9 protein-coding genes are annotated in these 13,023 nt (G+C 34.3%); 3 read left to right on the top strand and 6 right to left on the bottom strand.

Annotated elements, in window-relative coordinates; genetic code table 11:
• Window position 1 precedes the first annotated feature (1 nt).
• The 3 genes from RMR09_RS10665 (at window position 2) to RMR09_RS10655 (ending at window position 4,059) form a co-directional block, all read left to right on the top strand.
• On the top strand, window positions 2-1,333 hold the full coding sequence (locus tag RMR09_RS10665) for a DEAD/DEAH box helicase (RefSeq protein ID WP_310595785.1): 1,332 nt from the start codon (window positions 2-4) through the stop codon (window positions 1,331-1,333).
• A 207-nt stretch (window positions 1,334-1,540) separates the two neighbouring features.
• Complete coding sequence (locus tag RMR09_RS10660; RefSeq protein WP_310595784.1) at window positions 1,541-3,460, top strand: DUF294 nucleotidyltransferase-like domain-containing protein; 1,920 nt, start codon at window positions 1,541-1,543, stop codon at window positions 3,458-3,460.
• Window positions 3,461-3,462: 2 nt separating this feature from the next.
• A complete protein-coding gene (locus RMR09_RS10655) occupies window positions 3,463-4,059 on the top strand; it encodes an exonuclease domain-containing protein (RefSeq protein WP_310595783.1) in 597 nt (198 codons plus the stop codon).
• Window positions 4,060-4,108: 49 nt separating this feature from the next.
• Here RMR09_RS10655 and acs read toward each other — a convergent pair whose 3' ends face one another.
• The 6 genes from acs to leuB all read right to left on the bottom strand — a co-directional run bounded on the left by acs (window position 4,109) and on the right by leuB (window position 13,005).
• Entirely contained in the window at window positions 4,109-6,016 is a 1,908-nt protein-coding gene (gene acs, locus RMR09_RS10650; protein WP_310595782.1) for an acetate--CoA ligase, read from the bottom strand.
• 394 nt (window positions 6,017-6,410) lie between these two features.
• On the bottom strand, window positions 6,411-7,883 hold the full coding sequence (gene ilvC / locus RMR09_RS10645; protein WP_310595781.1) for a ketol-acid reductoisomerase: 1,473 nt from the start codon (window positions 7,881-7,883) through the stop codon (window positions 6,411-6,413).
• A gap of 15 nt (window positions 7,884-7,898) precedes the next feature.
• Entirely contained in the window at window positions 7,899-8,423 is a 525-nt protein-coding gene (ilvN, locus tag RMR09_RS10640; protein ID WP_310595780.1) for an acetolactate synthase small subunit, read from the bottom strand.
• A 4-nt stretch (window positions 8,424-8,427) separates the two neighbouring features.
• Window positions 8,428-10,113, bottom strand: a complete 1,686-nt coding sequence (gene ilvB, locus RMR09_RS10635; RefSeq protein WP_310595779.1) for a biosynthetic-type acetolactate synthase large subunit — start codon at window positions 10,111-10,113, stop codon at window positions 8,428-8,430.
• A 43-nt stretch (window positions 10,114-10,156) separates the two neighbouring features.
• A complete protein-coding gene (gene ilvD, locus RMR09_RS10630; protein WP_310595778.1) occupies window positions 10,157-11,830 on the bottom strand; it encodes a dihydroxy-acid dehydratase in 1,674 nt (557 codons plus the stop codon).
• Between the two features lie 59 nt (window positions 11,831-11,889).
• Window positions 11,890-13,005 carry a 3-isopropylmalate dehydrogenase gene (gene leuB, locus RMR09_RS10625; protein WP_310595777.1) on the bottom strand — a complete coding sequence of 372 codons (1,116 nt, stop codon included), beginning with the start codon at window positions 13,003-13,005 and terminating at the stop codon, window positions 11,890-11,892.
• Window positions 13,006-13,023 lie beyond the last annotated feature (18 nt).

The following is a 13,023-nucleotide window of genomic DNA, read 5'->3' as shown; positions in this document are numbered from 1 at the left end:
CATGTCCAAACAATTTTCTGAATTAGGAATTTCAAATCCATTAGTACAAGCATTAACTGAATTGAAAATTGTTGAACCGACAGAAATTCAGCAAAAAGCAATTCCGCAATTACTATCCAATACTACCGATGTAGTAGGGTTAGCCAAGACGGGAACTGGGAAAACAGCGGCTTTTGGATTACCACTTTTGCAATTAATTCAAGTTGAAAAACCTGCGATACAATCTGTTATTTTGGTTCCAACACGTGAATTAGGACACCAAATCCATACTAATTTAGAACAATTCTCAAAATATTTAGACGGAATATCAATTGCCGCAACTTGTGGTGGAATTCCAATAAAACCACAAATAGAGCGACTTAAATTACCTACACATATAGTAGTTGCCACTCCTGGAAGGCTAATCGATTTAATTCAACGAAAAGCAATCAATTTAAAAGAAACCACTTTTTTAGTGCTCGATGAAGCAGACGAAATGGTGAGTATTTTAAAAGAAAGCTTAGATGAAATTGTTGCTGAATTGCCAAAAAATCATCGTACTTTTCTATTTTCAGCAACTTTACCTGGGACTATCAAACAACTCATTCAGAACTACTTATCTAAAAATGTAGTTGAAATTAGTGCTAGTATGGAAACTATTGGTAATCAAGGGATTGATCATCAATTTATTGTCGTAGATCCTATAGAAAAATTAGATGTTTTAATGCATTTTTTAAATTCTAGAGAAAACGAAAGAGGCATTATTTTTTGCAAAACCAAAGCAGCAGTAAATAAATTAGCTAAAAATTTAGCGATAAATAAATTTTCTTCTGGTGCTATACACGGAAGTTTATCACAAGGTATTCGAGATAGAATCATGGGGCAATTTCGTGAAGGACATATTAATCTCTTGATTGCAACTGATTTAGCTGCAAGAGGAATTGATGTAGCCGATGTGTCTTTTGTAGTTAATTACCATTTACCAGATGTTTACGAAGCCTATGTACATCGAAGCGGTAGAACTGCAAGAGCTGGAGCTAAAGGGCTTTCGTTAACAGTTTTACAGGCTGAAGAAGTTGCCGAAATTGCTGATTTTGAAAAAGAATTGGGAATTCAATTTTTTGAGTATAAAAAACCAACCGTTGCCAGTATTGAAGAAAACAATACTTTATTGTGGGCAAAAAAAATATTCAAGACAAAACCCAATCACGATTTAGATTCTGAATTAAAAACTAAAGTCAAAACTATTTTTCATCATTTGACTAAAGATGAATTAATTGAAAAATTGTTGGCCAATCATTTACAACAGGTGACTGCAACCATAGAACAACCAATTAAAAAACAAAAAAGATAATTTTTTGGTATTAAACGACTTATTCTTTGACAATTTTAATTTAATATAATTGAACTATAATTTATATTATGTAAAATAGAATATTTCAATAGCCTATATATATCAACAATAAGCAATTAAAAATAGTTAATAGTATTCTACTTCTATTATTGCTAGCACAGTATAAATTCTTAAATTAGCCTTTGTAAAAATTATTCCTCACCGATTATGAATACTGTTGCAGAACATATTGCAGACTTTTTAAAAAAATTTCCACCATTTGATAATTTGACCTTTGAAGAATTATCAGAAATTGCTACTAATATTCGAGTGGTGAATTTGGAAAAATATAAAACCTTGTTCCAAATCGATGATAAATTACACGATTGTTTTTACGTAGTTGCTTCTGGGGTAATTCACTTATCCGTTATAGCAGATGCTGAAGAAACTTTATTAAATAAATGTCATGAAGGTGATATTTTTGGTTTACGCCCGTTTTTTGCCAAAAACAATTATATGATGACGGCAAAAGCACGTGAAGAAAGTATTGTATATGCTATTCCAATTGCTACTTTTAGACCATTTGTGGCTAACAATCCTAATGTTTTGGATTTCTTGTTAGAAAGTTTTGCTACCAACACAAATAACCCGAACGACAAGAATATCAGAGGGAAATTGCTTTCAGACAACGTGGTTTATTCCGACCAGCAATCCTCTGACATGCAGTATTTTCAGTCCTTAACATACAATAGACTTCCGCTAACAACTACCACCGATAATGTTGTTCTAGAAGTAGCTAAAATGATGGCTGAAAACCTATCCAATAGTATCATAATTTGTAATAACAATAAACTCCCAATCGGTATTGCAACTCATACCGATATGAGTACAAAAATTGCAACAGGGCGTTTTCCTATTACTGCTACTATTGACAAAATTATGTCAAGTCCAGTGGTAACTGTAGTAGAAAACATTTCTTTGGCTGAAGCCCAATTAGTGATGCTAAAAAATAATGTAACTCATTTAATTGCTACTACTGACGGGACAAATCAATCAGAAGTGAAAGGAATTATTTCAGAACATGATTTAATTGTTTCCCAAGCTAACAATCCAGGCGTTTTAATTAAGCAAATTAAACGCACCCAGTCTGCTGAAGATTTAAAGCAAATGCGAGATCGATTAACCGATATTATTCAAAATTCCATCCATAAAAACATACCGCTATTTCATATTTACACTATTGCAAGCGAGATTAACTTAGCTTTGATTAAGCGTTCCGTTGAATTAGCTATTTTGGATTTAGGCTCCCCTCCTGCTCGTTTTGCATGGTTATGCATTGGTAGCCAAGGAAGAAAAGAACAGTTATTATTAACCGATCAGGATAGTATTTTAGTTTTTGAAGATGTAGTTCCTGATAAATATAGAGAGGTTAAAGATTATTTCTTGAAATTAGCCAAACGATCAACTACTAATCTTGAAAAAATTGGTTATTCATTATGTCCAAACGGTCACATGGGCAGTAATACGCTTTGGTGTAAGTCATTGAGCGACTGGACTAATCAATACAATAGTTGGATGAATACTCCAGGTAAAAATAGTAATGATTTAAGCAGTATTTTCTTTGATTACGAAATGGCTTTTGGGGAAGCTAAAATTGAAGAAGCTATTGAAAATGTTATTTATAAGAATGCTAAAAACAATACTTTATTCTTTGATTTCTTAGGAAATGATGCCTTACGAAATAATGCACCTCTAAGCTTTTTCAAAAAATTTAATCTGGAAGAAGAAGGTCCTAATAAAGATAGATTTGATATTAAAACACGTGCCTTAATGCCGTTGATTGATAGTGCGCGTCTTTTTGCCTTAAGCTATTCTATCAAAGGAGTTAACAACACTTATTCTCGTTTCAAACAATTAGCTATTGCTGACCCTAGAAATGCTGAAATTTATATTAATTGCGCCGAAGCCTTTTTGACCTTGTCTAAATTCAGAACGATTGAAGGATTAAAAAATGAAGATTCTGGCCAATATATCAATTTAAGCGAGTTGAATAAAATGGACAAAGAGCGATTGAAAAATGCGTTGGCACCAATGAAAGAATTGGAAGAATTAATCAAAGACAAATTTCAACTCACCCAATTTTCATAATTATGTTAGACTGGCTGAAAAATATAACAAAAGAACACCCTGAATTTTGGAAAGAATACCTTTCTAAATTTGAAAAAAAATCCAATCGTTACGTAGTTCTTTCAACTGAAAAAACAGGATTAGATCCCGATAAAGATGTGATACTCTCTTTTGGATGTTTTGCAGTAGTAAATGACAATATTTATATTGGTGATAACTTCGAAGTTACTTTATTACAGTACAAATACTTGCATGACAATGGACTTTCAAATGAATTTATAGTAGAAAGTAAATTGAAAAAACTGGGAGAACCTGAAGCGATGGAAGCTTTTCTTCGTTATGTTGAGAGTGCGACATTAGTTGGATATCGAACTGATATAGATGTCGAAATCATTAATTCTGCTTTAGAAAAAATGGATTGTGGTCGATTAAAAAACGAACCACTAGATCTAGAAATTATGCATCGTAGATTACACGATATTAATGACAAACAATTTACTTTAGACGAATTGTGTACGCTATATAAAGTTCCTATAAGCGATAGGAATTCAGCTTCAGAAGAAGCTTATAAAATGGGATTACTATTCTTGAAATTGAAATCAAGATTAGGACTGAAATAAAAAAAGGGCGTTATTAGTAATAACGCCCTTTATATTTAGTGTAATTATTTTATAATTTACCTTCTTTAATTTCTTCAATTACTTCCGGATTCAATAATGTAGTGGTATCTCCAAAGTTTGAGAAATCCCCTTCTGCAATTTTACGCAAAATTCTACGCATAATTTTTCCAGAACGTGTTTTTGGCAAACCAGATACGAATTGGATTTTGTCCAATTTAGCAATAGGTCCAATGTGGTCTGAAATATGTTGGTTAATCTCTTTACTCAAATTATCTCTATCCCGGTACTCCCCTGTTTCTTTTAAAATTACATAACCATATAAAGCATTTCCTTTAATATCATGTGGGAAACCTACAATAGCAGATTCAGCCACTGCTGGATGTTCGTTAATAGCATCTTCAATTGGTGCTGTACCTAAATTGTGTCCAGAAACAATCACCACATCATCGACACGACCAGTAATTCGGTAATAGCCTACTTCATCACGTAAAGCACCGTCTCCTGTAAAATATTTTCCTGGGAAAGCACTGAAATAAGTATCTTTATAACGCTGGTGATCCCCCCAAATGGTTCTAGCAATTCCTGGCCAAGGAAATTTAATACATAAACTACCCACTACTTGATTACCTTCTATTTCATTACGCTTATCATCCATTAAAACGGGTTGAATTCCAGGCAATGGAAGTGTTGCGTAAGTTGGTTTTGTTGGAGTTACAAAGGCTAAAGGCGAAATCATAATTCCCCCTGTTTCGGTTTGCCACCAAGTATCGACCACCGGACATCTTTTTCCTCCTACATGGTCATTGTACCAGTGCCAAGCTTCTTCATTGATTGGCTCTCCTACCGATCCAATTACTTTTAATGATTTAAAAGGAAATTTTTGAACGTACTCCAAACTTTCTTTTGCCAAAGCACGAATAGCTGTTGGAGCCGTATAAAACTGAGTTACTTTATGTTTTTCAATTACTTCCCAAAAACGACTAAAATCAGGATACGAAGGAACTCCTTCAAAAATTACAGTAGTCGCTCCATTTAATAAAGGTCCGTAAAGAATATATGAATGACCTGTAATCCAGCCAATATCAGCTGTACACCAGAAAATATCATTGTCTTCATAATGAAACACATTTTTAAAAGTGTACGCCGTATACACCATATACCCAGCTGTGGTATGCACCATTCCTTTTGGTTTCCCTGTAGAACCTGAAGTATATAGAATAAACAAAGGATCTTCAGCATCCATTATCTCAGCAACATTATTCGTCAAAGCTTCATCCAAAAGTGGTTGTAACCATTGGTCACGTCCTTCTTTCATATTGACGTTGGTATTGGTTCTCTTGGTTACTAAAACTGAAGTTACAGAAGGACAATTTACCAAAGCTTCATCGATAATGCCTTTTAAATCTATCGTTTTATTACCACGATAACCGCCATCAGAAGTAATGACCATTTTACATTCAGAATCAATAATTCTTGAAGCAACTGCCGAAGCTGAGAACCCTGCAAAAACAACCGAGTGAATGGCTCCTATTCTAGCACAAGCCAATACAGAAACTGCTAGTTCAGGAATCATTGGTAAATAAATACAAACTCGATCTCCTTTTTTAATTCCCTGTTCTCTTAAAACATTGGCCATTTTACCTACTCTCTCATACAAGTCATTATAGGTAATATGTTGTGCTGCTTCTGAAGGATCGTTCGGTTCAAAAATAATAGCCGTTTTATCACCTCGTTTAGCAAGGTGTCTATCGATACAATTTTTTACAATATTGACCTTAGCTTCTGTAAACCATTTAATGTCAGCTTCAGCCATATCAAAATCAACAACTTTATCCCATTGCTGGTACCACGTGAAATTTTCTTCGGCTATTTTACCCCAAAATTTTCTAGGTTCACGGATGGATTTGTTATAATGTTTGAAATATTGTTCGAAATTATCGATTTTATAATAACTCATGATTCATTTATTTTTTATAAAAGTATTAAATCTATCGTTATTGTTAAAATATTTTAATTTATAAATTGGCATAAATATTTTAACAAAATGAAAAAAAATCAAATTTATTTAACAATATGATTGATTTTTGTATGTTTTGTCATTTTTATTAAAACTAAAAAAGCGAGACAGTAAAACTATCTCGCTTTTTACGAACAAAATTCAACAACAATTAATTGCTTCTTTTATGTTAGGAATTACATCACTCCACTTTCAACGAAAGTGAAGTGAAAATAATCTGTAATTCATTATATCCATTAGCCAAAATTGCTAACTAATTCAAAATTTGGGATTTATATGATATAATTTAAATAACAGTTTTACAAGTTGTGTTGTAATTCCTTTACTAGTATGACTAAACGATTTTTTTCATTGCAGTCATTGACTCTCTCAACCAAGCACCTACTTCTTCAACAGGGTGGTTACGAATGATGCTATTTACTTCAATTAATTCTTTATTATCAACACCGTTATTTCCGTTGTTAAATGGACGACCAACTAAATTAGATGGTGCATTTTTAACATACTCAGCAATTAATGGCTTACAAGCATGGTCAAACAAATAACATCCGTACTCAGCTGTATCTGAAATTACTCGGTTCATTTCGAATAATTTTTTTCTTGCAATAGTATTAGCAATAAGTGGTGTTTCGTGTAAAGATTCGTAGTAAGCTGATTCTTCAATAATTCCTGAATCAGTCATAGCTTCAAACGCTAATTCTACTCCAGCTTTAACCATAGCTACCATCAATACTCCATTATCATAATATTCTTGCTCAGAAATTTCAAAATCACCTGCGGGTGTTTTTTCAAAATTAGTTTCTCCGGTTGCAGCTCTCCATGCTAATAAATTTTTATCATCATTAGACCAGTCTTCCATCATCGTTTTAGAGAAATGACCTGAAATAATATCGTCCATGTGTTTTTGGAACAACGGACGCATAATGTCTTTCAATTCTTCAGCAACATTAAACGCAGCAATTTTAGCTGGGTTTGACAAACGATCCATCATGTTTGTAATACCACCATGTTTTAACCCTTCGGTAATTGTTTCCCAACCATATTGGATTAATTTAGAAGCATATCCAGCATCAACACCTTCTGCAACCATTTTGTCAAAACACAAGATAGAACCTGTTTGCAACAAACCGCAAAGAATAGTTTGTTCTCCCATTAAATCTGATTTTACTTCCGCTACGAAAGAAGAACGTAAAACTCCTGCTCTATGGCCACCTGTTGCTACTGCGTATGCTTTGGCTTGAGCCAAACCTACTCCATTTGGATCATTTTCTGGGTGAACTGCAATTAATGTTGGTACACCAAATCCTCTTTTGTACTCTTCACGTACTTCAGAACCTGGGCATTTTGGAGCACACATAATAACTGTTAAGTCTTTACGAATTTGCATTCCTTCCTCAACAATATTAAAACCGTGAGAATACGCCAAAGTTGACCCTTTTTTCATCAAAGGCATGATTGCGTTTACAACAGCAGTATGTTGTTTATCCGGTGTAAGATTACATACCAAGTCAGCTGTTGGAATTAATTCCTCATACGTTCCCACTTTGAAACCATTATCAGAAGCATTTTTGAAAGAAGCTCTTTTTTCTGCGATAGCTTCAGCACGTAAAGCGTAAGAAATATCTAAACCAGAATCTCTCATGTTTAAACCTTGGTTCAAACCTTGAGCACCGCATCCTACGATTACTACTTTTTTACCAGCTAAGGCTTGAATACCTTCTGCGAATTCTGATTGATCCATGAATTCACAAACTCCTAATTGTTCTAATTGTAATCTTAGTGGTAATGAATTGAAATAATTTGCCATTTTTTACTATTTAATTTATGATTTTAATTCCTCTAATAAACTGGTGATTTCCATTTTTTCTTTGGAAACCGAAATTCTTCCTGAACGCACAAATTGCATGATTCCGAAAGGTTTTAATTTTGCATATAATTCATCAATTTCAGAGCGGCGTCCTGATTTTGATATTACAAAAAAGTCTCTTGAAACTGTTACAATTTCAGAATGACTCTCTTTGATAATGTTTTGAATTTGTCTTTCGTCAAATAACAAACTTGAATTGATTTTGAAAATCGCACTTTCTAAGAAAATGGTTTCTTCATCAATATGATAGAATGCCTTGATTACCTCAATTTGTTTTTCAATTTGACCTACAATATTTTTAACCCATTTTTCAGTTGTATCTACTACAATCACAAATCGAGATACATTTTCGATTTCAGATTCAGATACATTTAAACTTAAAATATTGATATGACGTTTCAAGAATATCACTGATATTCTATTTAGCAAGCCCACATTGTTTTCTGAATATACAGAAATGGTGAATGTTTTATTTTCCATATTATTAACTTAATCGGATATCAGAAACCGAAGCTCCTGTTGGAATCATTGGAAATACGTTGTTCTCTTTTTCTACCAAAACTTCTAAGAAATAGGATTCTTTTGAAGCCATCATTTCGGCAACTGCTGCATCTAAATCTTCTCGTTTGGTTACTTTCTTCGCTTTAATGTAATACCCTTCGGCAATTGCAATAAAGTTTGGATTGATCATTTCTGTAGAAGCATAACGTTTGTCAAAAAACAGTTGTTGCCATTGGCGCACCATTCCTAAGAATTCGTTATTCAGTACTACAATTTTAACTGGAACTTGAGTTTGAAAAATTGTTCCCAATTCCTGAATGGTCATTTGGAAACCACCATCACCAATAATAGCGACTACCTCACGATCTGGTCGTCCCATTTTAGCTCCAATGGCTGCTGGTAAAGCAAATCCCATTGTCCCTAATCCGCCAGAAGTAATATTACTTTTAGTCGAATTGAATTTTGAATAACGACAAGTAAACATTTGATGTTGTCCCACATCCGAAACCATTATCGCATCCCCTTTCGAGTGTTTGTTAATCATTTCGATAGTTTCTCCCATAGAAATTCCTTCTTTCTTTGGTTTCAATTCATCGTCAATAACCGCTTCTAATTCAACTTTATATTTTTCTTTAAATTCGTTATGCCAAGATTCGTGTATCTTAGTTTCCACAATAGGTAGAATTGCTGCTAAAGCTTCTTTTACATCTCCTAAAACAGCAACTTCTGTTTTTACATTTTTATCGACTTCGGCAGGATCAATTTCAAAGTGAATTACTTTGGCTTGCTTGGCATAGGTTTCCAAATTACCTGTAACACGATCATCAAAACGCATTCCTAATGCAATCAATACATCACATTCATTGGTTAAAACATTTGGCCCATAATTTCCGTGCATCCCAACCATTCCTACATTTAATGGATGATCTGTTGGTAATGCTGAAAGTCCCAATACGGTCCAAGCTGCAGGAATTCCTGTTTTTTCTACGAAAGCTTTTAATTCAGCTTCTGCTTCGCCAAGAATAATTCCTTGACCAAAAACAATCATTGGTTTTTTCGCATTATTAATGATATTCGCAGCGGCTTTAACTTGATCTAGTTTTAAGGTAGGTTTAGGAACATAACTTCTAATACTAGTACACTTTTTATAACTAAAATCCAATTCGTCAAATTGTGCATTTTTCGTAATATCAATCAATACAGGACCTGGACGACCTGATTTTGCAATATAAAATGCCTTGGCAATAATTTCTGGAATTTCACTTGCTTCTGTAATTTGGTAGTTCCATTTGGTTACAGGAGTAGAAATACTGATAATATCCGTTTCTTGAAACGCATCCGAACCCAACAAATGTTTTCCTACTTGCCCTGTAATACATACTAAAGGTGTAGAATCAATTTGTGCATCAGCAATTCCAGTCACTAAGTTAGTTGCTCCTGGACCTGAAGTTGCAATGGCTACCCCTACTTTTCCAGTAGCTCTTGCAAATCCTTGAGCAGCATGAGTTGCCCCTTGCTCGTGACGAACTAAAACATGGTGTAATTCTTCTCTAAATTTATATAATTCGTCATAAACTGGCATAATGGCTCCACCTGGATAACCATAAACCAAGTTTACTCCTTCTTCTAATAAGCATCTAATAACGGCTTCTGCACCTGATATTCTCATTTTTTTTACTCTATTTGATTAGTTAAATAGCTCAGGACAATTCTTATTTATCAGTTACGCAACCTGTTGAGGCGCTTGAAACTGCTCTTGCGTATTTTAATAATACTCCTTGTGTTACTTTTAATGGTGGTTGGACCCAATTAGCTCTTCTTTTAGCCAATTCTTCGGCAGAAATTTTCAAATCGATGGTGTTTTTAACAGCGTCAATTGTAATCACATCGCCATTTTGAATTAAAGCAATAGCTCCACCTTCATACGCTTCAGGAGTAACGTGTCCTACCACAAAACCGTGAGAACCTCCAGAAAAACGTCCGTCAGTAATTAATGCTACTGTACTTCCTAAACCAGCTCCCATTATAGCCGATGTTGGTTTCAACATTTCTGGCATACCAGGGCCTCCTTTTGGACCACAATAACGAATGATTACCACATTTCCAGGCTTCACTTCTCCTCCTCTTACTCCTTTGATTACGTCGTGTTCATTTTCATAAACAATAGCTGTACCTTCAAAGAATTCTCCTTCTTTACCGCTAATTTTAGCCACACAACCTTCAGTTGCAATGTTTCCGTAAAGAATTTGGATATTTCCTGTTGGTTTCAACGCTTTTTGAATTTCATAAACCACTTCTTGACCATCATTTAAATCAGGAACAGAAGCTAAATTTTCAGCTAATGTTTTTCCTGTTACAGTCAAACAATCTCCGTGTAAGAATCCTTCTTTTAACAAATATTTCATTACTGCTGGAACACCACCTACATCGTGTAAGTCTTCCATCAAGTATTTTCCACTTGGTTTTAAATCTGCCAATAGAGGTGTTTTATCACTGATATCTTGGAAATCTTTTAATGTAATTTCGATACCAACCGAATGGGCAATTGCAATTAAGTGCATCACCGCATTGGTAGAACCTCCCAAAACTGCCACCATAGTAATTGCATTTTCAAATGCTTTACGGGTCATGATGTCTCTTGGCTTAATGTCTTTTTCTAATAGAATTTTAATGGCTTTACCCGCATCTACACATTCTTGTTTCTTTTCAGGACTTAATGCTGGATTTGACGAACTGTATGGTAAACTCATTCCTAAGGCTTCAATTGCTGAAGACATGGTATTAGCTGTGTACATTCCGCCACAAGCACCAGCTCCTGGACAAGCATTTTGGATTACTCCTTTAAAATCTTCAGGTGTAATTGTGTTGTTGAATTTTTTTCCTAAAGCTTCAAAAGCCGAAACAATATTTAACGACTCCCCTTTCCATTTCCCTGGATGAATAGATCCACCATACACCATAATTGACGGACGATTTACTCTACCCATAGCCATTAAAGAACCTGGCATATTTTTATCACAACCTGGAACAGCAATCATAGCATCGTACCATTGCGCTCCCATAACAGCTTCAATCGAATCAGCAATGATATCTCTAGATACTAATGAAAAACGCATTCCGTCATTTCCATTCGAAATACCATCACTTACTCCAATAGTATTAAAAATCAATCCTACTAAATCAGCATCCCAAACTCCATTTTTAATTTCTTTTGCTAAATCGTTCAAGTGCATGTTGCAAGTATTTCCATCATACCCCATGCTCACAATTCCTACTTGCGCTTTTTTAAGATCTTCTTCAGTTAATCCAATTCCGTACAACATGGCTTGAGAAGCAGGTTGTGTTTCGTCTTGAGTGATTATCTTACTGTATTTATTTAATTCCATTGTATTGTTTCTTATTTTTTTGAGGTGTTTTAGATAACAACCTAAATTTTAATTTCTAATTATACTATTGTTGATTGACCTAATTGGACAAAATCTTTTTTGAAATACAAATCCCCTTCATTTAGAATGTAGTTGGATACAAAATCACCTACTTCATTAGTTCCAAACTGAGAATCTACTTTCAAATCCACGGTGACGACATTACTCACAATTGCTTTTTCTATCGCAGCGATTACTTTTTTCGATTCGGTTTCTAAACCAAAATGCTCTAATAACAAAGCCACAGAAAGAATTGAGGCGATTGGATTCGCTATATTTTTTCCTTTAGCTTCGGTATAGCAACCGTGTATTGGTTCAAATAAAGAATGTTTTTCTCCCAAAGAAGCGGAAGACATTAGTCCGATAGATCCTGAGATTACACTGGCTTCATCGGATAAAATATCACCAAACAAATTATCGGTTAATACAACATCGAATTGTCTTGGATTGACAATAATTTGCATTGAAGCATTATCCACATACATATAGTCTAAAGTAACGTCTGGATAGTCTTTAGCGATTTTAGTTACCACTTTACGCCATAATCGAGAGGTCTCTAATACATTAGCTTTATCTACCAAAGTCACTTTCTTGCGTCTAGACTGAGCCGCTTTGAAAGCTAAATGTGAAATTTTTTCAATTTCTTCTTCGTTATATTCGCACAAATCAGAAGCATAAGTACCTTCTTCATTGGTGGTTTTTTCGCCAAAATACATTCCACCATTCAACTCTCTATACACTACAAAATCAGTACCCTGAAGTACTTCTTTTTTTATAGGAGAGGAATTCATTAATTTTGGATAGGCTTTGATTGGTCTAATATTAGCAAACAAACCTAATTCTTTACGCAATTTAAGTAAGCCTTGTTCTGGACGTACCTTAGCTGCGGGATCATTATCATATTTTGGATCTCCAATAGCACCAAACAAAATCGAATCGGTATTTTTACACAAATTCAATGTTTGTTCCGGAAGTGGTTTTCCAGTTTTTTCAATAGCAATGGCGCCAATGTACGCATCTTCAAAAACAAACTCGTGATTGTATACCACACCAATAGCATGCAACGCTTTCTTAGCTTGCAAAGTTACCTCTGGACCTATTCCATCTCCTGAAAGTACTGCTATTTTTAAATTCATTTTTTTACTATTTATGTA

The organism is Flavobacterium sp. (assembly GCF_031537875.1).
In the GTDB taxonomy this organism is placed as follows: Bacteria; Bacteroidota; Bacteroidia; order Flavobacteriales; family Flavobacteriaceae; genus Flavobacterium.
This window is presented reverse-complemented; position numbering and strand designations above follow the sequence as displayed.

Coding starts and splice junctions, on each gene's coding strand:
- RMR09_RS10665 (WP_310595785.1), top strand. CDS start 2: ATGTCCAAACAATTTTCTGAATTAGGAATTTCAAATCCATTAGTACAA.
- ilvC (WP_310595781.1), bottom strand. CDS start 7,883: ATGGCAAATTATTTCAATTCATTACCACTAAGATTACAATTAGAACAA.
- acs (WP_310595782.1), bottom strand. CDS start 6,016: ATGAGTTATTATAAAATCGATAATTTCGAACAATATTTCAAACATTAT.
- ilvN (WP_310595780.1), bottom strand. CDS start 8,423: ATGGAAAATAAAACATTCACCATTTCTGTATATTCAGAAAACAATGTG.
- ilvB (WP_310595779.1), bottom strand. CDS start 10,113: ATGAGAATATCAGGTGCAGAAGCCGTTATTAGATGCTTATTAGAAGAA.
- RMR09_RS10655 (WP_310595783.1), top strand. CDS start 3,463: ATGTTAGACTGGCTGAAAAATATAACAAAAGAACACCCTGAATTTTGG.
- ilvD (WP_310595778.1), bottom strand. CDS start 11,830: ATGGAATTAAATAAATACAGTAAGATAATCACTCAAGACGAAACACAA.
- RMR09_RS10660 (WP_310595784.1), top strand. CDS start 1,541: ATGAATACTGTTGCAGAACATATTGCAGACTTTTTAAAAAAATTTCCA.
- leuB (WP_310595777.1), bottom strand. CDS start 13,005: ATGAATTTAAAAATAGCAGTACTTTCAGGAGATGGAATAGGTCCAGAG.